This is a genomic window from Pseudomonas sp. P129 (genome assembly GCF_020312195.1).
Taxonomy (GTDB): domain Bacteria; phylum Pseudomonadota; class Gammaproteobacteria; order Pseudomonadales; family Pseudomonadaceae; genus Aquipseudomonas; species Aquipseudomonas fragariae.
Window position 1 is genome coordinate 708,598 of sequence record NZ_JAGPYS010000002.1, and the last position, 25,430, is coordinate 734,027.

Genomic DNA, 25,430 nt, shown 5'->3' on the forward strand with positions numbered 1-25,430 from the left:
CGTTATGGCATTGCTGAAACGACTGACCGAACATGACCGCCCGGTTCTGCCCTTTACCCTTGACGGCCAGCCGGCCAGCGGTCTGTTGGGCGACACCTTGCTGACCGCGGTACTGACCGCCAGCGAACACTTGCGCGGCAGTGATTTCAGTGCCGAACCTCGCGCCGGTTTCTGCATGATGGGCGCCTGTCAGGACTGCTGGGTAAGGCTGGGTGACGGTCAGCGCGTGCGTGCCTGTTCAACACTGCTGGAGGCCGGTCAGGCGGTGATTCGTGAACCGGGGCGTTGCGTATGAGCGGTCAGGCCATTGCCATTGTTGGCGCAGGACCGGCCGGCATTCGTGCCGCCCAGACGCTACTGGCCCACGGCATCAAGGCCTGCCTGATCGATGAAGGGCTGCGCGGCGGCGGCCAGGTCTACCGTCGCCAGCCGGACAACTTTCAGCGCTCGGCCAAGGCGCTCTACGGCTTTGAAAGCGCCAAGGCAGTCGCGGTGCACAACGCACTCGACACGCTGGCAGCGCAGATCGACTACCGGCCGCAGACGCTGGTCTGGAATGCCGAAGATCATCAACTCGATACCCTGCAAAACGGTACCGCCGCCACCCTCGACTTCAGCCACCTGATTGTCGCCACCGGTGCCACGGATCGCATTCTGCCGGTGCCCGGCTGGACCCTGCCAGGCGTGTACAGCCTCGGCGCAGCGCAGATCGCGCTCAAATACCAGGGCTGCGCGATCGGTCAGCGCGTGGTGTTTTGTGGCACTGGCCCGTTGCTTTACCTGGTCGCCTATCAGTACGCCAAGGCGGGCGCGAAGGTGCTGGCGGTGCTCGACAGCGCGCCGTTTTCGGCGCAATGCAAGGCGTTGCCGGCGCTGCTGGGCCAACCGGCAACGCTGGCCAAAGGCATGTATTACCGCGCGTGGCTGAGCGCACACGGTATTCCGGTGCATCAAGGTGCGCTGTTGACACGCATCGACGGGGAAAAACGTGTAGACGGCATTCAATGGCAACGTAATAGAAAATCGGGCCACCTGGCCTGTGACGCGGTCGCTTTTGCCCATGCACTGCGCAGCGAGACGCAACTGGCCGATCTGCTGGGCTGTGAATTCGCCTGGAGCGCGCTGAACCGGGCGTGGCTGCCGACCCGCGATGACTGTGGACGCAGCAGCGTGTCAGGTATCTATCTGGCGGGCGACGGCGCGGGAATCATGGGCGCAGACGCTGCGGAAATGGCCGGCGAACTGGCCGCGCTCGGGCTGCTGCAAGACATCGGTGTGGTCGCAGACACCGCCCGTATCGACACGCTTAAAACTGCCTTGCGACGCATCGAACGCTTCCGCCACGGGCTGGAAACCGCGTTTCCGTTCCCTGAGGACTGGGCCGCCAAGGTAGCGGATGACACGCTGGTGTGCCGCTGCGAAGAAGTCTCTGCCGGCGAGATTCGCAGTGCCGTGCAGGACGGTCATTGGGAGATCAACCGGGTCAAGGCCATGTGCCGGGTCGGTATGGGTCGCTGTCAGGGCCGGATGTGTGGTCTGGCAGCGGCAGAGATCATCGCCCGCGAGAGCGGCCGGCCCGTCGAGCACGTCGGCCGACTGCGCGGCCAGGCACCGATCAAGCCGCTGCCGTTTGGTCTGGGGATGCAGCCCATGGAGAAGCAATCAGTGGAGACGCAACCATGAGCACGCTGATTGAAACCGATGCGATTGTCATCGGCGGCGGCATTGTCGGCGCCTCGGCAGCCTTGACGCTGGCCCTGAAGGGCAAGCGGGTCGCCTTGCTGGAACGCGATTTTTGCGGATCGCACTCCAGCGGTGTCAATTACGGCGGCGTGCGGCGTCAGGGTCGTCCATTGTCGCAGTTGCCCTTGTCGCAGCGGGCGCACCAGATCTGGGGCAACCTGCGCGAGCTGATCGGCATCGACGGCGAGTATCAGCGCTCGGGCCACCTCAAACTGGCGCGCAGCGAACAGGACATGAATGCCTTGCGCGCCTACGCCGAAGCCAGCCAGGGATTCGGCCTGGATTTGCAGTTGCTTGATCGCGATCAACTGCGCGCGCGTTATCCCTGGGCAGGCGATGTCGCTGTCGGTGCATCGCTGTGCGCCGACGACGGGCACGCCAATCCACGCCTGGTCTCGCCGGCCTTCGCCCGCGCTGCGCGTCAGGCAGGCGCGCTGGTGTTCGAGCAGGCGCCGGTCAGCGACGTCAGCCACGACGGCAACGTTTTCGTCGTCACCACCGCCACCGGCCTGACACTGCGTGCCACCTGGCTGCTCAACTGCGCCGGGGCGTGGGCCGCAGCGCTGGCCGCACAATTCAACGAACCGGTGCCGATGTATTCAGGGTACCCGGCAATGCTGGTGACCGAACCGCTGCCGATGTTCATGGATGTCAGCACCGGTGTCGAAGGCGGCGGCATTTATGCCCGGCAAGTGGCACGCGGCAATTGCGTGCTGGGCGGCGGACAAGGCTTTGCCCTCGACCCGGCACGCGCCAGACCGGGACAGGCGGCGGTGCTGGATATCCTGCGCAACGCCGTCGAACTCTACCCGCCACTCGCCGGCGCCCAGGCCATTCGCACCTGGAGCGGCACCGAAGGCTATTTGCCGGATCGCGAGCCGGTGCTGGGCCCGAGCCTGACTCGTCCGGGCCTGCTGCACGGCTTCGGCTTTGCCGGGGCGGGCTTTCAGATCGGTCCGGCAGCGGGTGAAGCGCTGGCCGAATGGGTCTGCGACGGCGCCTCACGGATCTCGCTCGATGCCTTTTCCATCAACCGCTTTCAGCAAATCGCTCTGCCCCCCCCTGCCATCGAACCTGTTACGAACGTCATCCCATTGCACAGAGGAAGGTCGTCCCTATGAAAAGCACCAAACGTCTCGCCCTCACCGGGCTGTCCTGCCTGCCGCTGGCTGCCGCACTTCTGTCCACGCCTGCCATGGCCGAAACCACGCTGTACCTGGGCATGAACGGCGGGACCATGGAGCGCCTATATGCCGATCAGGTGCTGCCGACGTTCGAGAAGGCCAACAACGTCAAGGTGGTGATCGTGCCTGGCACGTCGGCCGATATCCTCGCCAAGGTTCAGGCGAGTAAGGACAACCCGCAGATGCACGTCATCTTTCTCGACGACGGCATCATGTACCGGGCCATTTCCATGGGCCTGTGCGACACGCTGCAACCCAGCGCCAGCCTGGCAGACCTGCCTGCCAAGGCCAAAATCAAGGAACAGGCAGCAGCCGTCAGCCTGGGCGTGACCGGCCTGGCCTACAACACGCGAATGTTCAAGGAACAGGGCTGGAGCGCGCCCACCTCGTGGATGGACCTGGCCGATAAACGTTTCAAGGACAAGGTGGTGTTCCAGTCACTGGCCTCCTCGACCTTCGGCCTGCATGGCTTTCTGATGTTCAACCGTATCCAGGGCGGCAGCGAGAAAGACGTCGAGCCCGGCTTCAAGGCCTGGCCGAAAACCATCGGCCCGAACGTGCTGGAATACATCGCCAGCTCGGCCAAGATCTCGGAAATGGTCCAGACCGACGAAGCCGCCCTGTTCCCGCTGACGCCGACCCAGGTCACCGCGCTGAAGATCAAGGGCGTACCGGTGGAATATGCATCGCCCAAGGAAGGCGGCGTGGTATTGAACGTGGCTGAATGTGCGATCGCCAACAACAACCAGCCGGAGCTGGCGCAAAAGCTGGCGGCCTATCTGCTGACGCCGGAAGCACAGGCGCCTGCGCTGGAGTTCGGTGACCAGATCCCGTCGAACCCGAAAACCCCGACAACTGACAAGACACGCAGTCAGGTCGAGGCCATGGAGAAGTACCTGGAAACAGCAGTGACCATCGACTGGGATCAGGTCAATCAGATCCGTCCCGAGTGGAACGCACGCTGGAGCCGCAGTATCGAGCGCTAGACGTCAGCGGCGACGCCGAGAGGCATCGCCGTGTGTAAAAGACGCATGCTGATTGCCATCCAGCAAATTATTTCAACTTATTACCGTGCAAGGGAGTCCCACCGTTACGCCCTCTTCTTCGGGCGCATTTTGACGGTGGTTCTTTCTCTATGAGTTTTATTGTCTGCATGGGCGTGCTTGGCGTGCTGTTGATGCTATTGGCGCTCACTTCCTCTTACCTGCGCTGGATGCCAGTGACCACATCGGCCGTGTGCCTGGGATTCGGCTTCGGCATCGGCCCGATGGGCCTGGATATCGTCGATCTGGATTTCGAGAAGTCCTACGAGTGGCTGGAACGCCTGACCGAAGTGGCGGTGCTGTTTTCGCTGTTCGGTACAGGTATCAAGTTGCGCCTGCCTTTGCGCGGCAAAGCCTGGCACTCAGCCTATTGGCTGGCCGGGCCGGTGATGCTGGCGACCATCGCTGGCGTGACGGTCGCGGGGCACTACATCATCGGCCTGGACTGGGGTGTGTCGTTGTTGCTCGGTGCCATGCTGTCGCCGACCGACCCGGTGCTCGCCGGCATGGTGCAGGTCAACAACGCCCAGGATCAGGACCGCCTGCGCTTCGGCCTGTCTGGCGAAGCGGGCCTCAACGACGGAACCGCGTTTCCATTCGTGATTTTTGCCTTGCTGTACCTGAGTTCCGGGGGCGCGATGAGCGACTGGGTCCAGGGATGGCTGATCAAGGACCTGGTCTGGGCGGTGCCGGCCGGTTTGTTGATGGGTTACGGCATGGGCCGCGGGGTCGGCCATCTGATGATCTTCCTGCGCATCAAGAACGCCGACAGCACCACCTCGCCCAATGACTTTCTGGCGCTGGCGCTGATTGCTCTGGCTTATGTATTCGCGCAAAGCGTGGGTGCCTTTGGCTTTCTTTCGGTATTTGCCGCTGGGTTCGGGCTGCGTCAGGCCGAGGTACGTGTCACGCGTTCAGAGCTGCCGTCCGAGCATGTCGCGCAGCCGGTCCTCGGGCATATGACGTCATCCCTCGAACAGGGCACGGTCGCGCAGGTCGACGACATGAGCGATTCGCAACTGGCTGCCGGCGTGATGATGGGCGATATGCTGGCGTTCGGCAGTCTGGTGGAGCGCGCCATGGAAGTCCTGCTGATCACCCTGCTGGGCGCGGCGCTGGCGATGTACTGGGACTGGCGCGCCATCGGCCTGGGGATCGCGCTGTTTTGCGTGATTCGCCCTGCCAGCGTCTGGTTGCTGGTGAGTCGCCGTCTGCTCAACGTCAGGCAAAAAGCACTGGTTGGCTGGTTCGGCATTCGCGGCATCGGCAGTCTTTATTACCTGTGCTTCGCCTTGTCACATGGTCTGGCACACGACGTCGGCCACGTGGTGATCGGCATGACCCTGTCGGTTGTTGCGCTAAGCATCCTGGTACACGGCATCAGTATCCAGCCTTTGCTGGAGCGTTACGAGCGCAGTACTGCCGCCAGTCCTGACTGATCAGCCATCTAGGCAAAGCGCCATAGAGCGTGTCGATGAGCGTATTGGAACAAGCAATTGGACTGCGGCATTTCGACTCGGTTAGCGTGGCGCCCATGCAGCCAGTGCAAGCAGCAATGCGTGCAGCTACTATGTAACTCGTGCAAGGCACTTTGCCAGTCTGCAACCGATCCTGAAATCAGGACACCGCAAATTGGCTGAACCCTTGTCACGCACTGGCCTCCAAATCCGGTAATACAGCCCACTCGATTATTTAGAAGGTGAAATGTCAGAACCCGTCCTGATGGACCGCTTTGCACGTAAAGTCGATTATCTGCGCATGTCGGTCACCGACCGCTGTGATTTTCGCTGCGTGTACTGCATGGCCGAAGAGATGACGTTTCTGCCTCGGCAACAGATTCTGTCGCTGGAGGAGATCCTCCAGGTGGCCGAGCGCTTCGTGGCACTGGGCACGCGCAAGATTCGTCTTACCGGTGGTGAGCCGCTGGTACGCGCCGGCGTGGTGGGGCTTTGTGAAAAGATCGCCGCCCTGCCCGGCCTGCGTGAACTGTGCATGACCACCAACGGTTCGCAGCTGGACAAACTGGCTGCCCCGCTGTTCAAGGCCGGCGTCACACGCCTGAACATCAGCCTGGACAGCCTTGATCCACAGCGTTTCCGCGAGCTGACCCGTACAGGCGATCTGCACAAAGTGATTGCCGGTATCGATGCCGCCAACGCCGCCGGTTTTGTGCACACCAAGCTCAACTGCGTGGTGATGCACGGTCGCAACGATGATGAGATCAACGACCTGTTGGCGTTCGCCATTGATCGCAACCTGGACGTCTCATTCATCGAAGAGATGCCGCTGGGCATCATCAGCGAGCACAGCCGCGCCGAGTCCTTCTACTCCAGCGATCAGGTGCGCGAACGCATTGCCGAACGTTACACGCTGGTGCCTTCGACTGAATCGACTCAAGGGCCATCGCGCTACTGGCGCCTGGCCGAGGCACCGGGCATTCGCATCGGCTTCATCTCCCCGCACAGCCATAACTTCTGCGGCACTTGCAATCGCGTGCGCATGACCGTCGAAGGTCGCCTGCTGCTGTGCCTGGGCAACGAGCATTCCGTGGATTTGAAGGCGGTATTGCGCGCCAATCCCGGCCAGCCGGAAAAGCTCGAAAAAGCCATCATCGACGCCATGCAACTCAAGCCGTGGAGCCACAACTTCACCCACGACGATGGCGTGCAAGTGGTGCGCTTCATGAATATGACGGGCGGCTGACAGCCGCCCTGAAGGATGACGCCTCATACGAGGCGTTGTTTATTTACCGGCCTTGCGAAAGAACAAGGTGATCTGCCCGACTTCGACACCCAGCTTGGTCATCGACGAACGATTGGCCATGGTCTTCTCGTCGATCAGGTACATCCAGTCATCCAGGCTCACGTCGTACTCGGTGCCATCCACCGGCAACCTGAGCACATAGTTCCAGTGGAAGCTGTTGCCTGACACTTCGCCATAGGCCTCGCCAACTACATCACCTGCCGTGCCCTTCCAGCGGCCCGGACCATCGGGACGCAAGCGCCACTCCCGGACCTGCTTGGTGCCATCGCTGTAGCTGAAAGCCTCGTGCATGACCAGCACTTCGCCTTCACTGTGCCCGTCGATCACCACGGTAAAGCGCTTGGTGACTTCACCAGAGCGTTTTTGAAACATTCCCCAGGCCTCGACACGCCCGGTGAAGTACTGGCGCAGATCGAGCTTCGGCGCTTCCTGACTGTAACGGGTTACCGGCACGCCACCGCAGCCGCTCAGTACAAGCCCCACACACAGCATTAACATCCACTTTCTCAGCATGCGCCCTCCTTGATGGGTCATGAGCCGGTACTGCCGAGCAACTGCTCGCGAAGTTCGGGGTTACGGGTTTTCGGGTCCAGCCAGATGGAAAAGAAAGCCTTGGCGAACTGGCTGTCGGGCACCACATGCTGGAGCTTGTCACCCACATAAAACCGCGCTTCGCGGCCAGGCAGATAGACGCCGGTAATCTTCATGCCCGGCTGGACGTCGACAAATGACTGGTTCATCTGCTGGCGCCATTCAGTCAGTTGCTGTTCGGTCACCTTCGAACCGGAAATACGCTTGATCTCATCGATACTGGCATCGACCAGATCTTCCCGGTCAATGTCGCGGTGGTAGGTCAGCTCGAGAGCCAGCGGTGCATCCGCGACGAAGGGCTTGGTGGGGCTTAGCAACCTGGCCGTATATACACGAAAGCCGAACAGGCTCAACTCGCCACTGCCGACGACCTGGGCATTGGGCAATGCCTCGCGCCAGTCCGCCGAAGCGCCGGCGCTAAGTAACATCACCAACCATAACCATCGTGGCGCACGCATCGGCAACCTCTGTATAGGCACTGCCACGGCTTCGATGGCAGGCTGGGAACGAGACGAGTCAGATGCACTGACTCACTCCCGGAATCTATACCAGCAAAATCACTTTGTACAACCGATAAGGCCTTCGCCCTCCCGATGCCGAAAACCAAAAAGCCTGTTCCCGATCGCGGATCGGGAACAGGCTTCAAGACATGCGATGACCTGCTCAGGCAACCTGCGAGTGCGCCTGCCGACGAGTCTTCTGCCACTCACATTTCAACGCCTGCAGCGTGTCCTCCATGTAGGCACGATCGGCAGCGGCCTTCTTGCCAACATAACCCTGGCCACGACGGAACATCTTCAGGGCTGCGCGCAGTTGCGGGTGCGCATCACGAAACTCGTGCTCTTGCGTGAACGGCGACATGGCGTCGACGCGAACTTCACCCGATTCGGCTACCCAGGCGATATGGTTATCCAGCGTGTCTTTGCACGCAGCAAACAGACGAGCCAGTTCATCAATAGTCGGTTGTGTGTCGATATTCATGTTGATGCCCCTTCGCTCATAGACTGTTCAATAATTGATACATCAAGTTCATGCGCCAGAACTTCAGCAACGCAACACGATTGAATGCGCGTTGAATACCGTTCCAGCCCTCAAGGACATGCAGGTAGCCTTGATGAAGAGCCGCTACACAGCGGCATCAGCGCAGATAGAAGAAGTCACGAAACCCAAAGACCCGGCCCAGGATCGGCAATCGATCCGTTACAAGCATCATGAGGACATTTCGCCAGCTTCTCGCCCTTATCGACGACAAATGCCAGTTCAGCTCCATCAATCTGCCTTGTGGGCAGCCTACATCCGGGAACATCTCGACGGCTTGCCGAGCCTGTTCATCACACCTTTTGCAGCGCTCCCGATCGGGGAGACAGCTGCATAATGCAAGGGCAAATGGAGTGCGTCAACGATTATGTAGTGATTATTTTTAGTCACTACATAATCGTATGCGGGTCGGGGGGTTAGGTGAAAAAGGTGACTGGAGGGTCACGGGTGGGGCCAAGCGCCTGCTTAATTGAGGGCCTGATAGCTTGCCCGGTGGATGTGGGAAGTGAGCTTGCTCACGAAGAGGCCACTACGGACGATCACGATACGACCCACCACCACTCCAGCCAGCGCCCTATGATTTGACGCCGTGCCAAAGTTAAAGTTGTACCTTTGCCGGCGCCTTAAAGCCTCAACGACGAAGATTCTCAGCTGCCAACTTTAATTGCTCAATAAACGCATCCAGCGTAATACGCTCTCACGAGCCCCCTTCTTTTTGGAAAAGCTACAAAATGTTCTCTCGCCCATCTTCCCTATCTACCAGTAATAAAAACTGATCACCAAAATGCAGCTCGGCGACCAAATGATCATACTCAGACTCACTTAATACTACTGTATCCCACTTCATCCTCTTCATTCTCTATAACCTTGGCTAGAGAAAATCCGTGAAGGATCAGGTGATCAGCCGATTTTCGCATATTTGAGACTTGTTCGCCCCCCCTAAAAGTAGTTAAAGCCAATAGTCGCTTTTAGGTTATACATTGCTTCAATGTTCTCGTAAGACAAATACCCGTCCTGTATCGTTTCAGACGTCCGACTGGGCAAGTAAAAATTAAACTCTATAAACTTGGGATTAACAACTTCTTTCATGTGCATAATTTTTTCCACCCCACCAAGCTCCGATAAAAAAAACGATAAATCTTCTGCCATATCGGAATCTTCTGGAAGGTTTTTAGAGAAGATCACATAAGACTTATTCAGTAACGTCTTGGATCCCGGTCTTTTAGGTTCACCTTGATTACCAGATAATTCAGGCGTAACCCCAGCAAGACGTGCAACCTCTTCTGCAGGCATGTTGAACTCTCTGAATGTCATCGATACTGATTTCGGCTTTCGAATTTTAATACTCATAATGGGTTTTTACTCGATCCGCTTTTTCCATTCCAAAGCCATTTAAAGCCCGTAGTTTTATCGTTGTATATATTTACTTTTGAATCACCCTCGCCCTTTTTGGCATCGTGAGCATCTTCGTACCCAGCTTCTCGGGCCGCAGCATCTGCAGCTTTATTGCTACTCAATTTATCTAAATTGTTCTCGTCGGGTTGATCAGCACTGTTTTCTGCTGACTCACTATAATAGCAACCACCTGGAGGGCACTCACCGTTTCCTAACGTGGGTGAGTAAAGTAAGCATGACACCCCAGCACCAAAGCCTAAGCCAACACCTCTCCCAACTTGGGGTATCAGATCTGGAATACTATCAAACCAAGTTGGTAATGCAGTTGCCGCCAATCCCATAGGATCAATAAATGACATAGGATTGGCATTAACATAAGCATATGTATTGAGACCGCCCCCCAACCCAATCGGATCACTCTGCACATACCGCCCAGTGTCCGGATTGTAATCCCGATAATAGTTATAACTCAGCTGCGTTTGCGCATCGTAAATCTGTCCCGGAAACCGCAGCGCGATGGTTGTGGCCTTGCCATCACCGTCCACATCTTCCTCGGGTGATCCGACTCCATACGCATCACCGTTCCAACGCCACAGCAGTGCTTGGGAACTGTCTGTCGCCAGTCTTGGGGTGTTCAGGTGATCGACATGCAGGTAAATCAGTTTGCTGCTGCTCACTTCACCCAGCGCAGAGAAGTTCGCCGTCAGCTGTGCCAGCGGCATGTTGTCCAGCCAGAACCAGTATTGGCCACTGGTTTTCTGGCCATTTCCGTCATAGAGCGTTTGGCCGATCAGCTTGCCGCTTGGGTCATACAGGTAGGTGGTTGTGCCCGCCAACGCCTGACTACCCATGACGTAAGAGCATTTGATGATTCGCTGGCCTAGTGCGTTGTATTTGTAGTCGGCAATTTTGTAGATGTTTGCCTGATAAACCTCGCTCAGACGGCCTTGGCTGTCGTAGGTGAATCGGCGGCCATTGATCTGCGTGTGGTTACCCGCAGCGTCCACAGGCAGTGTTGAGCCATTGACGCTGGTCAGTCGGTTGCTGTCGCTAGCATAGGTTAACGACTGGGTGTCAGTGGCATCGCTTGTGGTCAGGCTGGTGGTAGTACGTTGCGTCCTGTTGCCTGTAGCGTCGAAGCTGTATGCCTTTTTGAGGCTATTGGTCTGCTCCTGAGTCAAACGACCCAGTGCATCGTATTCATACTGCACCGCACCCCACAGACTTGTGGCTGTCTCGGCGATGTTGCTGTCAGCGTCATAACGATAAGTGGTCTGCCAGTTACCCACCTGCTGCTGGGTCAGCTGATAATCTTGGTCATAGGTTCTCGATAGCAGGATGCCGTTGCCCCAGGTCAGAGAATTGACTGGACCAAAAGGCAGGTAGGAAATGTTGCTTGCCAGTGTCGCTGTCTTGTTGCCAATGGCCAGTTTGACGCCTGTTACCTGTGCCGCGCTATTGCGGGTGTAGGTCAGGTTGATACTTGATGGATAGCCGATTTGCACCAGATTACGGGCGGCGTCATACCCGTAATTCAGCGTTTCGTAATAGTCGCCGCTGTTAACGCCCACTGAGCGATACTGCCTGACCAGATTGCCCTTGGCGTCGTAGGTATACGTCAGAACCCCGGCACTGTCCTGTAGACCTGTGAGGTGGCCAATTCCGAGATTGCCATCAGCAGTCTGATCATAGAGAAACTTGATGTTAAGCGCAGGCGTGGCTGGATAGCTTTTACTGGTAAGGCGATTGAGCGCGTCGTAGGCGTACTCAGTCACAACCCCACGTGCATCAGTGCTGCGAATGAGATTGTTGGCCTCGTCGTAGGCATAAGTGCTGGTACCACCATCCGGGCTTTTGCTGCTGATGCGATTGCCTAAACTGTCGTAGGTGTACAGCGTCGTCACGCCACGCGGGTCGATTACTTTGGTAATCTTGTCATCCGAGTTGTAACCCAAGGCAGTCACGCCCTGCAGAGGATCGACGATCTTGCTGACTCGATTCAGAGCATCGAACGCCTGCTGCGTTTTGTTATTACGCGGCGTGGTATCACTCGACTGATTGTCGTTCAGGTCATAGCTGTAGCGCTGCGTCTGATCATCAGCACCGACTACCCGGATCAATCGACCTAACTCATCGAACACCCGTCGCTGAAGATGGACCACTGCGCCATTCGCGTCCTTGGTCCGCTCCGCCGTCCGGTTACCCATTGGGTCGAGGGTGTAATTGATGCTCTCACCAAGCCGATTGCGCACGCCGATAAGCCTGCGGGCATCGTCATAGCTGTACTTGACCCAGTTGCCATCAGCGGTGGTGACCTGCAACAGATCACCAACTTCGTTGTAGGCATACTGAGTCGTCGACGAGTCAATCGTCAGGCTCGCAAGCCAGCCTTGCGGGGTGTAGCTGAGCGTTGTCATCACCCCGTTTGGGTCGGTGATGCTTTGTGGATTGCCGTAACTGTCAAAACTGGCAAGCGCATAGACCTGACCCAGCGCATTGGTCACCGTTGTAAGATTGCCTTGAGCGTCGTATGTGTACCGAGTGACGTCATTCACGTCAGTACGTACGCCGTCGATACTTGCAACCTGCCCGAGGGCGGTATACGTGCGGCTAATGATGCTTGCGTGAGCGGAAAATGCCAACCAGGTGCAGGCAACCCCCACCACTACCTTGCGCAAGAAAGAAACGGTCATGCTCAAATCCTTGAAATAGAAAGTACTCATCGGGAGGTGCTCTGCCGAGTGAGTTCACGTCCTTGATTGTCGTAGCTATACACAGTGATGCGATTGGGTTCAATTACCTTGATCGGGAGAAAACGATTAGGGTCCCATTCCGTTGTAGTGGTGCGCGCCAAAGTAGTGCCGGTGGCCTCGGTACGGCTGATTTCCAGGCCTCGGTCGTTGTAGGAATAGGTTGTGATCAGGCCCTTGGCATCGGTTTTGGTTAGCACGAGGCCACGGTCGTTGTAGGTGTAGGAGGAATTGCTAGCTGGGCAATTTGCAGAAGGCTCACCCTTGATCGAAGTAACGCGCTTGATACCCCCGATCTGTTGGTATTGGTAGACAGTTGTCTTGCCAAGTTCGTTGGTAACCGTGCTGGAGCCGTCGGCGTTGTAGGCAACCTGCGTCAATCCCGCGCCTCCACTATGCTGGCTGCTGATGGCTCGCCCCTTTTCATCATAAGCCCATGTTGCAAATCGGATACCACGCTCGTCAGTGATGCCAGTCAACAATCCTGTATCGCGAGAATCTTCATAATGAAATTGCCTGCGCTCGGTTCGGGCACCATAAGTGCGGGTCAATTGGACGAGATGTTTATTGCTATCGTATTCATATTTAATGCTGATGCCTCCGGCAGCAAAACTGAGAGGTTGATGTTGGGAATCCTCCGTAAACTCCAATGCTTGACCATCACCACCAACAACCCTGACAATGCTTCCGTTGTATATAAGATGCATCTTGAGCCCAGCAGGATCTGTCCTCTCAATTAAACGCCCCTTGCCATCAAAAATTAAATACTGATTGTCAGCAGACATATAAACCCATTGATCACCCGACTTGGTCAATGTGCCTAGATCAGTTGAGTACGCTTTAGTATTATCACCTAAAACATTAAAAAATGACTCTTTTCCATCTGAATGAACAACCGCCAACTTGCCCACTGCGAAGCGAATAAAAGCAGAATAACTATGACGCCACAACCCATCAAACCCATTATAAAACCGTTCAAAATAGGGAGCCCCAGTTGAAAATGATTGATAATCTATCTCACTCTGAAACTTATTCCCTATGGCAATATTTATAGGATTACCGACACAATCCTCTATCGAAGGAAAACCTTTCTGCTCATCACTACCGCACTCCCCAGTTGAAACATTAAAAACAGAAGGCTTTGTGCACTTCCCGAACCAAAAAATACCCAAATGAAAAACATTACCACTATCAAGTAGCCATCCCGCCTCGATCAACGGACTAACGTATGAGCTATGACAATAGCCCTGACCATCGACTACATACCCAAGCGCTTTCCGAAAAACCTCACATCTTGCAAAAGCTTGATCGCGGGTTTCAAAATCATCTATAGTTTCTATGTGGGAGCCCGTCCCAAACAGGTCCACAACAACCTCCCCCCTAACAAAGCCCACATAAAAACAGCATTTCATTAGAAGCAAAACCAAAACTGATTTAATCCTTAACATCGTTGACCTCTGAAATCTAATAACTGCTTAATCAAAAATCGCAAAAGCACATCTGAATCAAATTAAAAGCAAATACTTTTAAAACAATAACTCAGACAGCAAAACACACACTTAGCTTGACAAATGCTCTAGCAAGCCAAATCAAAACTTCCACAGAAGTTTAACTTTAAAAAGCATCGAAGAGAACCTTTGCGGAAACAATCCTCAGGAACGAAAACTGCGTTCTGCACATGGCTGGTGGATCCGACAAAAAAAGAGCCGTAAAGTGAGAGAACATACGAACATCCTTGTGATTAGGGGTCACATTAATGTACCGTAAGATTACAGCAAAAAGCTCTTATATTTTGCTACGGCAGCTTAAAAATTCAGACATCGCTCCTGAATGTGATGCGTACTCCGACACTCCTCTATGAAAAAGGCCTGAAATCTAACACTCCGAGCCCTCTGAATACCAACTAACCCTTTTGCCATCAGTTCCACCTTGAATCCCGCCTGCGGCTGTTCAGTCGGTCTAGCCAGTTGGCGGCTAGTGGCGACGGTTTGCCCAGCAACGGATCGGGCCTGAATGACCAGCGAGTTGATGTCATTCACGTTGCGGTGGATCTCTTCGGCAATCAGGCTTTGCTCTTCAGCGGCCGAAGCGACCTGGATATTGCGGTCGCTGATGTTCGCGATGCCTTCGGAGATTTCTTCCAGCAGTTCGCCAGCGCGTACGACGTTGCTGGCACCATCCTGCGCGTTGCCCAAGGTTTCCTGCGTAGACGCGGTAGCACGTTCGGAGCCAGCCAACAAGTTGGTCTGATCGGCGACGCCTCGGATGACATCGAGTACCGAGGAAATGGCGTTGCTCTCGCCCTTGAGCTCGTCACTGCGTCAGGCAGATATTGCTGGATTTCAAGGCTCTTGCTTAGCTGCCTCACTCCTCCCACCGCAACACCGTATAGGCCTTGCCTCGCCCCTCCATCGAATTCAAAAACACCGTCACTTGCAGGCGCGCCACATACCCCTCTGCCCTCTGCGCGCGGCTCTCGATCACCAACACCTCCCCAGGATCGACGTCTACCGCGTTTCCCGCTGGCAGATTGAGTGCCATGCGCATCAGCGGGCTTGCGAAGGCCGGGTCAGGCCGGTCGAAGCTGCTCCACAGCGTGATTTCAGGCAAAAGCCTGCTGTACAGCGCTTGCGTCATGCTCGGCAGTTGCCGAACTTCTTCAAGCAAGCGAAATGGCGGCTGGCCGTGATTTCGCCGAACTTCGAGTTCACCGGCTATTTGACTGGCTTGCGCCTGACTCGCGCCGCACGCCATTGCCAGACGGGAAAAGTCTTCCGCTTGAGCGTTGTTCAGGTAGAGCTTGCCGTTCTCGCTGTGCAGGCTGACGTAGAGCTGCGTGTCGTCGAAGGTCAGGGCTATTTCACGTCCGTCGGCGACCCACTTTTTGCGCTGCACAGGGTCAGCCAGGGCCTGCACCGCCAGCTCGACGCCAGCCTCTGCGGCCAGCAGTGCCTGGCTGTGCTGGCCGCAGAGGCTGGCGATTCTCCAGTTGCACCCAGCCGGCCAGTGACCCCAGCAGCAGGCTGAGCAAAGCCATGACCCAAAGCACCACCAGCAATGCAATGCCACGCTGCGGCATCATGCACACACGCCATCGTTGGGGATTCACAGGTGCACCTGATCAGTCGCCGGACGCAGTCTCAAGGTACTGAAACGCGCCTGATGCCGGGCGTCGCTTACCGTCAGGTCTAGGCGAAACAGGCGCAGTTGGCCTAGACGTGTCGGTTGCCGGGCGACGCTCAGTTGCCAGTTGATACCGCCACCCAGACTGCCCTGGCGGATACCGTCAGCCAACGGCCCTGCTGCTTCCTGATCCATCACGCTCATGGCGGCTTCGGTCAGGCGGTCGCTCTGCTCGGCCTGCGACAGGGAATGCACGCTCTGGCCGAAGGCGACCAGCACGGCCGTGCTGCAAATGGCCATAAGGGTCAATGCGGCAAGCATCTCCAGCAAGGTGAACCCACGCTGGTAGCGTGCGAGGTCGGCTCGGCTCTCACACATGCGGTTCAGCCTCGGGGTCGCGGTAGGGCCCTCCAGGACGATGCTATTTTCTTTGAGTTCCGAAAGTATGCCGAGCCAAGCCGTCGCACAAGAACTGCCACTCGAATTCCTGCCGCCCGACAACCACTACAAAAAAGCCCGAGAGCTAACGCTCCCAGGCCTCTGAACACCCAACAAACCCCTTATCGTCAGCTCACTTTAAACCGTCCCACCAGCCCCTGCTGCTGCTCGGCCAGACGCGCGAGTTCGCGACTGGTGACGGCGGTCTGCTCGGCACCGGCACTGACCTGGATGACCAGCGAGTTGATGTCGTCGACATTGCGGTGGATCTCTTCGGCCACCAGGCTTTGCTCTTCAGCGGCCGAAGCGACCTGGATGTTGCGGTCGCTGATGGTCGCGATGCCCTCGGCAATTTCTTCCAGCAGTTCACCAGCGCGTACGACGTTGCTGGCACCCTCCTGCGCCTTGCCCAGGGTTTCCTGCATCGACGCGGCAGCGCGTTCTGAACCGGACTGCAGGTTGGCGATCATTTTCTGGATGCTGACGGTAGAGTCCTGAGTCTTCTTGGCCAGATTGCGCACTTCGTCGGCAACCACCGCGAAACCACGCCCCTGCTCGCCGGCACGCGCAGCCTCGATGGCTGCGTTGAGCGCCAGCAGGTTGGTCTGGTCGGCGACGCCACGAATGACATCGAGCACCGAGGAGATCGAGTTGCTCTCGCCCTTGAGCTCATCAATGATCCGTGAAGTCTCTTCTGCCTGCACCGAGAGCCCCTGAATCAGGCCGATGGTGTTGTCGATTTCGGTCTTGCCCTGCAGGGTGCTGTTGTTGACGCGCTGCGACATCTCGGCCGCGTCAGTGGTGCTGCGTGCTACATCCTTCACCGTGGCACTCATCTCGCTGATGGCAGTGGCGACCTGATCAGTGCCCTGGCGTTGTTGCGCCACGTTCTGATTGGTTTGCAACGCCACTGCGGAAGACTGCTCGGCGGCGGTGGCAACCTGTGCCGTGGCGCTGCCGATGTCGCGGATGACATCACTGATCTGTTGCGCCATGTTGTCCAGATTGCGCGAGATCTCGCCGAACTCGTCCTTGCCGACATAACGGGTCCGGGCGGTCAGATCACGTGTGGAAAGTGCCATCAGCGTGCGGTTCACATCGACAACCGCAACCTTGATGTTGCGGATGATCACCGACGCCAGCCACAGCACCACGATCAGCATCAGGACAACGATGGCAACCGCCACGTACAGGCTGCTTTGAGCGGAGCTGCGCGCATCCGTTGCCAGGCCGACGACGTTCTGGCCAAGCTCTGCTTCTACATTGGCCATCATGTCGATACGTGCGGTGGCAAGGTTGAACCAGTCTTCCGGCTTGACGTTGAGCGGATCACCCATCGGGGTATCGAAGCCCAGACGTTGCAAGCGGGCCACTTCCAGCGAGCCCGGCTGCTGCATGACATCATTGAGTTTGGTCTTGAATACTTCAGGGGACCAGCGTTGAAAGGCTTCGAGGTAGCCGGAGAACTCTCCGAGGTTACGACTGAAGCGCGATAACAGTGGCGCATCAAAGCGGTTCTGGTTGAACGCCTGAACGAGCAGTACGCGCTCGCGACCGGCACGCTCCTTCATATCCACGAACTGGTTGAGCGAACTCAGGCCACGCAGTATTTCCGGATCTTCGATACTCGCTTCCAGCGAATAGGAGAACCCGACGAGTGTTTTGATAACGTCGGTGAACCGCGTAGAGGACTCGGTGTTGTTGATCCCCAGCGTATCGATCTTGAGGCGCAGCGCGGTCAGGTCATCCAGTGCGCGGTAGACTTTGTCGGGGCTGGGAATACCGTCGGTCGACTGGGTGCGCATCTCGCTTATCGCCTTGTCGGTTTCCTGACGAAAGGCCTTCAGCTTATCCTGCATGGACTTGCCGCCGCTGCCCAGAAACACGCCGCTGGCGCCGCGCTCACGCTGAATGGTGGTGACCACGTTACTCAGTTTCTGTGCAACCGCGGTGGCTGTCACCGCGCGCCTCATATCACCGAGATTTTCGCTTTTGTCAGCAACGAACAGACCTGCGAAGGCCAGGAAGCCCAATAGGGGGAATATTAAAATAAGCAGCAGTTTCATACTCAAAGGAGCATTTCTAAGCATTGCAGACCTCATGACATGCAGACTTTTCTATAAAGAATATCCAGGGCGTAACGTTCTGTAGCGTCGACGTTTTTTTGTCGCCAGGGACTGTTCGGTAATCAGCCTGCCGTAGCCGGTCTTGCTCCCGTATCACTGTCTCGGCTGTCTGCCGGGAAGCTTTACCCACTATTTGAATTTGTTAGTTCAAATAGCGAACTCAATAAGCACAGAGTGAGCGAAGTTTGGATCCACAAAGAAATGACCGCCTTGGGCGGTCATGATGAGAAGGGAAATATAAAGACACCGACATTGTCACCTGTAACAGCGGTGACAATCTCAGTGGGTAGAAGTTGCAACTTTTTTCTATTCAACCGATACGTTTTTATAATGTATTAACGCAGGTTGGTTTTCGCCAGTTCCACCACTTCACTGCCGCGTCCGCTCATGATCGCGCGCATCATGTACAGGCTGAAGCCCTTGGCCTGTGCCAGCTTGATTTTCGGTGGAATGCCCAGCTCCTGCTTGGCGGTGACAACGTCGATCAGCACTGGACCGGGATGATCGAACGCCTTGCGCAAGGCGGCGGGCAGCTCTTCGGCGTTCTCGACACGCAGGCCCAGAATACCTGCGCCCAGGGCAATCCCGGCGAAGTTGGTTTCATGCAGATCAGTGCCGTGCGGCACGTAGCCGCTGGCTTTCATTTCCATGTCGACAAAGCCCAGCGAGCTGTTGTTGAACACCACCATCTTGATAGGCAGGTTCAGCTGACGAATGCTTAGCAGGTCGCCCAGCAACATCGACAGGCCGCCGTCGCCACACAGGGCGATGACCTGACGATCCGGGTGTTCAGCCTTGGCCCCCAGAGCTTGCGGCAAGGCATTGGCCATCGAGCCGTGGTTGAACGAGCCGAGCAGACTGCGCTTGCCGTTCATGTGCAGGTAGCGCGCCGCCCACAGCGTCGGCGTACCGACGTCGACGGTAAAGATCGCATCGGCATCCGCCTGCTCGTCGACCAGTCGAGTGAGGTACTGCGGGTGAATCGGCGCGCCATCCGGCGTCGGAGTGGCCAGCTCGTCCAGTTCTTCCCGGGCCTTGGCGTAATGCTTGAGGGCCTTGTCGAGGAAACGGCGATCGGTATGCGGCTTCAGTTTTGGCTGAAGCGCTTCAAGGGTTTCCCGCACCCCACCAACCAGACCCAGCGCCACCGGCGTACGGCGACCGATCTGAGTCGGATCGAGGTCTATCTGGATGATATCGGCTTTTTCAGGGTAGAAATTCCGGTACGGAAAGCTGCTGCCCAGAATCACCAGTGTGTCGCAGGACAGCATGGCATGGTAGCCGGAGCTGAAACCGATCAGGCCGGTCATGCCGACGTCGAACGGGTTGTCGTACTCAACGTGCTGCTTGCCGCGCAATGCGTGAACGATCGGCGCGCCCAGCGTATCCGCCAATGCCAGAAGCTGCTCGTGGGCCCCCTCGCAACCCGCACCGCACAGCAGCGTGACGGCTTTGGAAGCGTTGAGCATGTCGGCCATCGACTGCAGGTCGTTTTCGGCAGGCACGACCTTGGGCGCTGTAGCCTCGATCCATTTTGCCGCGACATCCGGCGCGTCGCTGAGCGCCACGTCGCCCGGCAAAACAATCACCGCCACACCTTTCTGGCTGATCGCGGCACGCATGGCACGTTCCAGCACACGCGGGAACTGCTCGGGGTTGCTGACCAGCTCGACGAAGTGGCTGCACTCCTTGAACAGCTCTTGCGGATGGGTTTCCTGAAAGTAATCCAGACCGATTTCCGAGGACGGAATATGCGCAGCAATTGCCAGTACCGGTACACGGTTGCGGTGGCAGTCATACAGGCCGTTGATCAGGTGCAGGTTGCCCGGCCCGCAGCTGCCGGCGCAGACCGCCAGCTTGCCGCTGGACGCGGCCTGGGCACCGGCAGCAAAGGCTGCGACTTCTTCATGACGGGTGTGCATCCAGCGAATCGAATCGGTGCGTTCCAGGCTGTCGGTCAGGCCGTTGAGGCTGTCACCGGACACCCCCCAGATGTGCGAAACACCTGCCGCTGCGAGGGTTTGCGCGAGATGGTCGGCAATGGTCTTGGACATGCGGGGTTCCTTGTCGAGGCAATGATAATGAATTCGGTAAAACGCGCGCAGCGCTCTGCCACACCTGTTGTGGTCGACCCGATGCATTCTCGACAGTTCAGAAAACCTGAGCCCTGTTCAGGGCTCGGTCACTCGGCCAGCGCTTTAAAAGGCTGATCAGGCGTGCGGGTTGCCCGGTGCCTTGGCGGGTGTGGCGTACTCCGGTTTGAGCTTGCCTTCGCTGTCCAGCAGCCAGGCATCGAGAATCTCCCGGACCACCGGGCCCGCTACCCGGCCACCTGCTTCGCCGTTTTCGATGGTCACAGACACGACGATCTTGGGATGGTCGGCTGGCGCAAAGCCCACGAACAAGGCGTTGTCACGGTTACGCTCCAGAGTCTTCAAACGGTTGTAGCGCTCGCCCTGCTTGATCGCCACTACCTGCGCCGTACCGCTTTTGCCGGCGATGCGGTACTGAGCGCCCTTGGCGGCATCCCGCGCAATGCCGCGCGGGTCGTGCATAACCATCTGCATGCCGGTATTGACCTGATTCCATTCGTTGGGATCGTGCAGCACGATATTTGGCATCGGATGCTCGTCAACGGGCGCCGTATCACCGACTTCCATCGCCAGGTGCGGTCGATGCCAGACACCCTTGCTGGCAATCAGTGACGTGGCCTGGGCCAGTTGCAACGGCGTGACCTGCATGTAGCCCTGGCCGATGCCGAGAATCACCGTTTCGCCAGGGAACCATGCCTGGCGACGCGTGGCCCGCTTCCATTCGCGGGACGGCATCAGCCCTGCAGACTCCTCGAACATGTCCAGCGACACCTTCTGGCCGATGCCGAACATGGTCATGTAGTCGTGCAGGCGGTCGATGCCGAGCTTGTGCGCCACGGTGTAGAAATAAGTGTCATTGGAACGCATGATCGCGGTGTCCATGTCCACCCAGCCGTCGCCACTGTGGTTCCAGTTGCGGTATTTGTGGTCGAAGTCCGGCAACTGGAAATAGCCGGGGTCGAAGACCTTTGTCGAGGCCGTCACCACGCCGCTGTCGAGACCGGCAATCGCTACTTCCGGCTTGACCGTCGAGCCCGGCGCATACAGGCCACGCAGCACACGGTTGAACAGTGGCCGATCAATGGAATCGCGCAGCGCCGCGTATTGTTTGAAGCTGATGCCGGTGACGAACAGGTTGGGGTCAAAGCTGGGTTTGCTGACCATCGCCAGCACGTCGCCGGTTTCCGGGTCCAGTGCGACCACCGAACCACGTCGATCACCCAGCGCGTTTTCCGCCGCAGCCTGCAAGTGCGCGTCCAGGGTGAGAGTGATGTTCTTGCCGGGCACCGGGTCAGTGTGTTTCAGCACGCGCAGCACGCGGCCCTGGGCGTTGGTTTCGACCTCTTCATAGCCTACGTGGCCGTGCAGCTCGGATTCGTAGAAGCGCTCGACACCGGTCTTGCCGATGGACTGCGTGCCGCGATACTCGTTGTCGAGGTGCGCCGCTTCCTTTTCGTTGATACGCCCGACGTAGCCGATCGAATGAGCGAAATGGGCGCCCAACGGATAATGGCGAACGAACTGCGCCGCCACGTCCACGCCCGGCAGCAGGTACTGATTGACCGCCAGAATGGCGATCTGCTCTTCGGTGAGTTCATAGAGCAATGTTGCCGGCTCGAACGGGTGACGAACCTGCTTAAGCTCCTTGTCGAACAGAATCCGGTCTTCATCGGGCAATTCCAGCAGGGTCATCAGCTCATCGATCACCTTGTGCCAGTCGCCAGCGCGTTCGCGGGTCAGGGTCAGGTTGAAACTGGGACGATTGTCGGCAAGCACTTCGCCATTGCGGTCAAAGATCAAACCGCGCTCGGGCGGGATCGGCAGTACGTGAACACGGTTGTTTTCGGAAATGGTCGAGTGATAGTCGAACTCGGTAACCTGCAGGAAATACATGCGTGCGACCAGACAGGCAGCCAGCAGGCCGACCAGCACTGCGCAGGCAATCAGACGCTGATTGACCAGCCGCGTCTCTTTTTCGTGGTCTTTCAGGGGAATGGGATTGGGCATTTCTACAGCTTCTCGGTGAAGGGCAAACGGCGCAACTGAACGTGTATATAAAGATTTCGGCGCGCACCATACCAAGAAGCGGCGGATTGCAGGCGATCAAGCCGACAATCGCAGGATGAAAATTCTGTCAGAAAAGGTTCATTCGGGCGTGGTCTGCAGTGTGTTTGACGCTTCTCGAGCCTGCATGATGCGCGGCAGATTGGTCTCGATCCAGGTGACGAGGCTTTCAACCTGCAAGGCGACCTCTTCGCCCATCGGGGTGAGCCGATATTGCACATGCGGTGGCACCACGGGCAACGACTTGCGACTGACAAAACCGTCATGCTCCAGATGCTGGAGCGTTTGCGCGAGCATTTTCTCGCTCACCCCGCCAATCTTGCGGCGTACTTCACTGAAGCGATGCATGCCACCCCGCAGCACCACCAGCACCAGCACGCCCCAACGGCTGCAGACGTGATTGAGCACCACCCGCGAAGGACAGTCAGTGGCCAGCACCTGGCCCTGACGAACCAGCGCCAATAGCGTCTCGACTGCTTCAGACTGGAGGCCTTGCGGCGTAACGCTTGATCGCGGGGCAGTTGATTGCGAGGCGGATTCGCTCATGACACTTACCTTTTTGTACGTACTTACTAAAGGTAAGCATCATGACTATGCTGGCGCTTCCTTTCAACCTGATTCAAGGAATCATTCCATGATCGTTGTCACCGGTGCCACCGGCCAGCTTGGCCGCCTCGTCATTGAACAGTTGCTCAGCCGCGTACCCGCTTCGCAAATCGTTGCCGCCGTGCGCAGTCCGGAAAAGGCCGCCGATCTGTCCAGGCAGGGTATTCAGGTTCGTCAGGCCGACTATTCACAGCCGGCGACACTGGACAGCGCATTTACCGGCGCCGACAAAGTGCTGCTGATTTCTTCCAGCGAAGTGGGTCAGCGTCTGCCGCAGCACAAGGCAGTGATCGATGCGGCCAAACGTGCCGGGGTCCAGCTGCTGGCCTACACCAGTGTTCTGCATGCCGACACCTCGAGATTGAGCCTGGCCAGCGAGCACCGCGAAACCGAAGACTACCTGCGTGCCAGCGGCCTGCCCTTTGCCTTGCTGCGCAATGGCTGGTACACCGAGAACTACACGGCGGGCATTTCCGGCGCGCTGGCCCATGGCGCAGTCATGGGCTGTGCCGACGAGGGCCGTATCAGCTCTGCTTCGCGTCTGGATTACGCCGAAGCGGCCGCTGTGCTGCTGACTTCGGAAACGACACAAGCCGGTAAAGTCTATGAACTGGCAGGTGATGAGTCCTACACGCTGTCCGAATTTGCGGCGCAGTTGTCGACGCAGAGCGGCAAGTCCCTGCCTTACGTCAACCTGCCACAGGCCGAATTCGAAGCAGCGCTTATCCAGGCAGGCCTGCCGGACTTCGTCGCCCGGTTGCTGGCCGATTCCGATGCCGCTGCTGCCAAGGGCGCCCTGTTCGATGACAGTCGCCAGTTGAGCGCGCTGATCGGCCGCCCGACCACCCCGCTTTCTGCAACCATCGCCGAGACACTGAAAGGCTGAGCACAGCAAACCCGATCGAATGATTTGCAACAGTGAGGGTCCGAGTTATTACGAGGCATTAAGCCATCGCCTTATACCAAAGACTGGGAGTCTTCACATGAATAGCAAATCGTTGATCGCCTGCATGACCTTGCTCGGCTGCTTTTCCGCCGTCACCCTGCCCGTTCACGCGGCAGAGACGGCGGAACCGAAAGTCAGCGAATCCAAGGACAATGTCCATGAGCTGGAAGTAGGCTCCCGCGTTCCGGAAAAATATCGCCGCAGCGATCTGGAAGTGAAGGACTGGAAAAGCAAAGGCCTTAAAGAGCCTGCGAAAGAAAGCGAATGGGTAAAAATCAACGACAAATACGTGCGTTTCCAGAAGGTCAATGGCCAGATGATGGAAATCGTGCCAATCAAGAAGTAAGGCTAAGCCTTCTTCGCCGACGCTCTGCGTGAGCATGCCCCATGCGCCGCAGAGCGCCATGCAGGGCATGTCCGGCGCAGAGCTCGTCTCGATGGTTCCTCCCGCGCAAACGCGGTCGTGGAAATGAGCAGACTCATGAAAAACCCCTTGAACACGATCGGAAAGGACCGGATCAAGGAAGTGACGGCCGCGAACCGCGTACTGAATGAAATGACCCTCAATCCGGTTTAGTCTGCCCGCCCCTCTGACGCATGACCGAAACCATTGCTTTTTTGTCCGCATGCCTTACAAATGCAGTGTTGTCAGCTTGTAACCTCACTGCCACCTTTTCTGCGAGCCCGCTCCATGTCCAGAACCGTCGCCATTGCCTTCGCCTGCCTGCTTTCAACCACTGCCCATGCGGCCTGCCCGGCTGCGACCCCGGTCGACACGGCGGGCTGGATCTATGAGAAGCACCAGGATTTTTATCTGAACGGCAAAGGTAGCGCTGATTATTTGTCAAAACCTTTACTGAGCCTGCTCAAAAAGGACTGGGCGTGCCAGAACGGCGATCAATGCGCCGTGAGTGCCAACCCGTGGACCGACGCGCAGGACGGTGATGTGCAAAAGCCAGTTGACTGGAAGCTGGTGTCCAACTCGGACAAGCAGGCCGTGGTCGAAATGACCTATAACCTGGGTTACAAGGATGCCCCGCAGCAGCCGGTCACCCGCCAGACAACACGCCTGCTGCTGGCCAAAAATGCCAACAGTTGCTGGGTGCTGGAGAATGTTCAGGGGCCACAGGGCGTTGCATTGATGCAGAGCCTGGAGGAATTTCCCTACGAAGGTGATTGATCGGCCTTGAAACAATCCGCCATTCTCGGTATCACAGGCACTTGAATTTCACGAGCGAGCACCATGAATACCTTTGAGCAATCGATTATTGAGGCTGCGCAGGCCGCCACGCCCAATAACACCGATGCCGAACGCGAAGCTGCCAGAGTTGCCGCCACGCAGGCGGTAGCCGAAATCATGTCCACCCGCAGTGGGCTGGACCGCACCCTGGCACTGGCCGAGTTGCTGGACTCCTACTCGGAACACGATGATCAGGAAGACGATTAGGCTGCTCGGCACGGTGCGAAAACTGATTGGCTTGTTTATTTACCTGCGGCATTAAAGAAAGATGACCTTGCCGCCGACAA

Annotated in this window: 22 protein-coding genes and 3 pseudogenes; 11 read left to right on the top strand and 14 right to left on the bottom strand. The window is 57.4% G+C overall.

Translation table 11 applies throughout. The features are described from left to right. Positions 1-4 precede the first annotated feature (4 nt). The 6 genes from KBY02_RS08300 (at position 5) to moaA (ending at position 6,673) form a co-directional block, all read left to right on the top strand. The gene (locus KBY02_RS08300) at positions 5-295 is read left to right on the top strand and encodes a (2Fe-2S)-binding protein (RefSeq protein ID WP_003407557.1); all 291 of its coding nucleotides are present in this window, start codon (positions 5-7) and stop codon (positions 293-295) included. Beyond that, positions 292-1,683, top strand: coding sequence for an NAD(P)/FAD-dependent oxidoreductase (locus KBY02_RS08305; RefSeq protein WP_116893742.1), 1,392 nt, complete (start codon positions 292-294; stop codon positions 1,681-1,683). The genes KBY02_RS08300 and KBY02_RS08305 overlap by 4 nt, the downstream gene beginning before the upstream one ends. Further along, positions 1,680-2,864: an NAD(P)/FAD-dependent oxidoreductase gene (locus KBY02_RS08310; RefSeq protein WP_225650153.1), complete on the top strand. Its 1,185-nt coding sequence runs from the start codon at positions 1,680-1,682 to the stop codon at positions 2,862-2,864. Before KBY02_RS08305 ends, KBY02_RS08310 begins: the two co-directional genes overlap by 4 nt. Further along, a complete protein-coding gene (locus tag KBY02_RS08315) occupies positions 2,861-3,913 on the top strand; it encodes an ABC transporter substrate-binding protein (protein ID WP_225650155.1) in 1,053 nt (350 codons plus the stop codon). Before KBY02_RS08310 ends, KBY02_RS08315 begins: the two co-directional genes overlap by 4 nt. Before the next feature lie 149 nt (positions 3,914-4,062). Next, entirely contained in the window at positions 4,063-5,409 is a 1,347-nt protein-coding gene (locus tag KBY02_RS08320) for a cation:proton antiporter (RefSeq protein ID WP_116893744.1), read from the top strand. Positions 5,410-5,674: 265 nt separating this feature from the next. Continuing rightward, positions 5,675-6,673, top strand: a complete 999-nt coding sequence (moaA, locus tag KBY02_RS08325; RefSeq protein ID WP_116893745.1) for a GTP 3',8-cyclase MoaA — start codon at positions 5,675-5,677, stop codon at positions 6,671-6,673. A gap of 39 nt (positions 6,674-6,712) precedes the next feature. Here moaA and KBY02_RS08330 read toward each other — a convergent pair whose 3' ends face one another. The 3 genes from KBY02_RS08330 to KBY02_RS08340 form a co-directional block, all read right to left on the bottom strand. Next, positions 6,713-7,246 (bottom strand): DUF3833 domain-containing protein, encoded by a 534-nt coding sequence (locus KBY02_RS08330; protein ID WP_003407549.1) that lies wholly within the window; start codon positions 7,244-7,246, stop codon positions 6,713-6,715. A gap of 17 nt (positions 7,247-7,263) precedes the next feature. Next, positions 7,264-7,782 carry a chalcone isomerase family protein gene (locus tag KBY02_RS08335; protein ID WP_116893746.1) on the bottom strand — a complete coding sequence of 173 codons (519 nt, stop codon included), beginning with the start codon at positions 7,780-7,782 and terminating at the stop codon, positions 7,264-7,266. A 205-nt stretch (positions 7,783-7,987) separates the two neighbouring features. Next, positions 7,988-8,305: a hypothetical protein gene (locus KBY02_RS08340; RefSeq protein ID WP_162886585.1), complete on the bottom strand. Its 318-nt coding sequence runs from the start codon at positions 8,303-8,305 to the stop codon at positions 7,988-7,990. Positions 8,306-8,438: 133 nt separating this feature from the next. Between KBY02_RS08340 and KBY02_RS08345 the strand changes: the two genes are divergently transcribed. Then, on the top strand, positions 8,439-8,699 hold the full coding sequence (locus tag KBY02_RS08345; protein ID WP_162886586.1) for a hypothetical protein: 261 nt from the start codon (positions 8,439-8,441) through the stop codon (positions 8,697-8,699). Between the two features lie 294 nt (positions 8,700-8,993). Here KBY02_RS08345 and KBY02_RS26455 read toward each other — a convergent pair. The 11 genes and pseudogenes from KBY02_RS26455 to KBY02_RS08395 all read right to left on the bottom strand — a co-directional run bounded on the left by KBY02_RS26455 (position 8,994) and on the right by KBY02_RS08395 (position 22,897). Next, positions 8,994-9,218 (bottom strand): annotated as a pseudogene (locus KBY02_RS26455) (hypothetical protein). An 83-nt stretch (positions 9,219-9,301) separates the two neighbouring features. Next, a complete protein-coding gene (locus tag KBY02_RS08350; RefSeq protein ID WP_225650156.1) occupies positions 9,302-9,655 on the bottom strand; it encodes a hypothetical protein in 354 nt (117 codons plus the stop codon). A gap of 53 nt (positions 9,656-9,708) precedes the next feature. Next, the gene (locus KBY02_RS08355; RefSeq protein ID WP_162886587.1) at positions 9,709-12,480 is read right to left on the bottom strand and encodes an RHS repeat-associated core domain-containing protein; all 2,772 of its coding nucleotides are present in this window, start codon (positions 12,478-12,480) and stop codon (positions 9,709-9,711) included. Next, positions 12,477-13,874, bottom strand: coding sequence for an RHS repeat protein (locus KBY02_RS08360; protein ID WP_225650158.1), 1,398 nt, complete (start codon positions 13,872-13,874; stop codon positions 12,477-12,479). Before KBY02_RS08360 ends, KBY02_RS08355 begins: the two co-directional genes overlap by 4 nt. A 573-nt stretch (positions 13,875-14,447) precedes the next feature. Further along, positions 14,448-14,819 (bottom strand): annotated as a pseudogene (locus KBY02_RS08365) (chemotaxis protein); the annotation flags it as partial. Positions 14,820-14,871: 52 nt separating this feature from the next. Further along, a pseudogene (locus KBY02_RS08370) lies at positions 14,872-15,589 on the bottom strand (type II secretion system minor pseudopilin GspK). 23 nt (positions 15,590-15,612) lie between these two features. Continuing rightward, complete coding sequence (locus KBY02_RS08375; RefSeq protein ID WP_116893748.1) at positions 15,613-16,008, bottom strand: prepilin-type N-terminal cleavage/methylation domain-containing protein; 396 nt, start codon at positions 16,006-16,008, stop codon at positions 15,613-15,615. A 188-nt stretch (positions 16,009-16,196) separates the two neighbouring features. Continuing rightward, positions 16,197-18,158: a methyl-accepting chemotaxis protein gene (locus KBY02_RS08380; protein ID WP_225650160.1), complete on the bottom strand. Its 1,962-nt coding sequence runs from the start codon at positions 18,156-18,158 to the stop codon at positions 16,197-16,199. 371 nt (positions 18,159-18,529) lie between these two features. After that, complete coding sequence (poxB, locus tag KBY02_RS08385; protein WP_096135685.1) at positions 18,530-20,248, bottom strand: ubiquinone-dependent pyruvate dehydrogenase; 1,719 nt, start codon at positions 20,246-20,248, stop codon at positions 18,530-18,532. A 156-nt stretch (positions 20,249-20,404) separates the two neighbouring features. Further along, positions 20,405-22,294 carry a penicillin-binding protein 2 gene (gene mrdA / locus KBY02_RS08390; protein ID WP_011267586.1) on the bottom strand — a complete coding sequence of 630 codons (1,890 nt, stop codon included), beginning with the start codon at positions 22,292-22,294 and terminating at the stop codon, positions 20,405-20,407. Between the two features lie 138 nt (positions 22,295-22,432). Continuing rightward, the gene (locus KBY02_RS08395; RefSeq protein ID WP_024651508.1) at positions 22,433-22,897 is read right to left on the bottom strand and encodes a winged helix-turn-helix transcriptional regulator; all 465 of its coding nucleotides are present in this window, start codon (positions 22,895-22,897) and stop codon (positions 22,433-22,435) included. 88 nt (positions 22,898-22,985) lie between these two features. On the opposite strand from KBY02_RS08395, the gene KBY02_RS08400 reads away from it, so the two are divergent. The 4 genes from KBY02_RS08400 (at position 22,986) to KBY02_RS08415 (ending at position 25,350) form a co-directional block, all read left to right on the top strand. Further along, entirely contained in the window at positions 22,986-23,843 is an 858-nt protein-coding gene (locus KBY02_RS08400) for an SDR family oxidoreductase (protein WP_096126976.1), read from the top strand. Positions 23,844-23,940: 97 nt separating this feature from the next. Next, a complete protein-coding gene (locus tag KBY02_RS08405) occupies positions 23,941-24,249 on the top strand; it encodes an RcnB family protein (protein WP_003407540.1) in 309 nt (102 codons plus the stop codon). A 345-nt stretch (positions 24,250-24,594) separates the two neighbouring features. Continuing rightward, a complete protein-coding gene (locus KBY02_RS08410) occupies positions 24,595-25,083 on the top strand; it encodes a DUF3828 domain-containing protein (RefSeq protein ID WP_024660401.1) in 489 nt (162 codons plus the stop codon). A 63-nt stretch (positions 25,084-25,146) separates the two neighbouring features. Further along, a complete protein-coding gene (locus KBY02_RS08415; protein WP_003367271.1) occupies positions 25,147-25,350 on the top strand; it encodes a hypothetical protein in 204 nt (67 codons plus the stop codon). The last annotated feature ends 80 nt before the right edge of the window (positions 25,351-25,430 follow it).

Bases quoted from the DNA above. Each gene is read 5' to 3' on its own strand.
- KBY02_RS08375 (WP_116893748.1), bottom strand. From the start codon at position 16,008: ATGTGTGAGAGCCGAGCCGACCTCGCACGCTACCAGCGTGGGTTCACC.
- moaA (WP_116893745.1), top strand. From the start codon at position 5,675: ATGTCAGAACCCGTCCTGATGGACCGCTTTGCACGTAAAGTCGATTAT.
- mrdA (WP_011267586.1), bottom strand. From the start codon at position 22,294: ATGCCCAATCCCATTCCCCTGAAAGACCACGAAAAAGAGACGCGGCTG.
- KBY02_RS08410 (WP_024660401.1), top strand. From the start codon at position 24,595: ATGTCCAGAACCGTCGCCATTGCCTTCGCCTGCCTGCTTTCAACCACT.
- KBY02_RS08405 (WP_003407540.1), top strand. From the start codon at position 23,941: ATGAATAGCAAATCGTTGATCGCCTGCATGACCTTGCTCGGCTGCTTT.
- KBY02_RS08350 (WP_225650156.1), bottom strand. From the start codon at position 9,655: ATGCCTGCAGAAGAGGTTGCACGTCTTGCTGGGGTTACGCCTGAATTA.
- poxB (WP_096135685.1), bottom strand. From the start codon at position 20,248: ATGTCCAAGACCATTGCCGACCATCTCGCGCAAACCCTCGCAGCGGCA.
- KBY02_RS08345 (WP_162886586.1), top strand. From the start codon at position 8,439: ATGAAGAGCCGCTACACAGCGGCATCAGCGCAGATAGAAGAAGTCACG.
- KBY02_RS08330 (WP_003407549.1), bottom strand. From the start codon at position 7,246: ATGCTGAGAAAGTGGATGTTAATGCTGTGTGTGGGGCTTGTACTGAGC.
- KBY02_RS08335 (WP_116893746.1), bottom strand. From the start codon at position 7,782: ATGCGTGCGCCACGATGGTTATGGTTGGTGATGTTACTTAGCGCCGGC.
- KBY02_RS08320 (WP_116893744.1), top strand. From the start codon at position 4,063: ATGAGTTTTATTGTCTGCATGGGCGTGCTTGGCGTGCTGTTGATGCTA.
- KBY02_RS08380 (WP_225650160.1), bottom strand. From the start codon at position 18,158: ATGCTTAGAAATGCTCCTTTGAGTATGAAACTGCTGCTTATTTTAATA.
- KBY02_RS08355 (WP_162886587.1), bottom strand. From the start codon at position 12,480: ATGAGTACTTTCTATTTCAAGGATTTGAGCATGACCGTTTCTTTCTTG.
- KBY02_RS08315 (WP_225650155.1), top strand. From the start codon at position 2,861: ATGAAAAGCACCAAACGTCTCGCCCTCACCGGGCTGTCCTGCCTGCCG.
- KBY02_RS08395 (WP_024651508.1), bottom strand. From the start codon at position 22,897: ATGAGCGAATCCGCCTCGCAATCAACTGCCCCGCGATCAAGCGTTACG.
- KBY02_RS08305 (WP_116893742.1), top strand. From the start codon at position 292: ATGAGCGGTCAGGCCATTGCCATTGTTGGCGCAGGACCGGCCGGCATT.
- KBY02_RS08300 (WP_003407557.1), top strand. From the start codon at position 5: ATGGCATTGCTGAAACGACTGACCGAACATGACCGCCCGGTTCTGCCC.
- KBY02_RS08415 (WP_003367271.1), top strand. From the start codon at position 25,147: ATGAATACCTTTGAGCAATCGATTATTGAGGCTGCGCAGGCCGCCACG.
- KBY02_RS08400 (WP_096126976.1), top strand. From the start codon at position 22,986: ATGATCGTTGTCACCGGTGCCACCGGCCAGCTTGGCCGCCTCGTCATT.
- KBY02_RS08310 (WP_225650153.1), top strand. From the start codon at position 1,680: ATGAGCACGCTGATTGAAACCGATGCGATTGTCATCGGCGGCGGCATT.
- KBY02_RS08340 (WP_162886585.1), bottom strand. From the start codon at position 8,305: ATGAATATCGACACACAACCGACTATTGATGAACTGGCTCGTCTGTTT.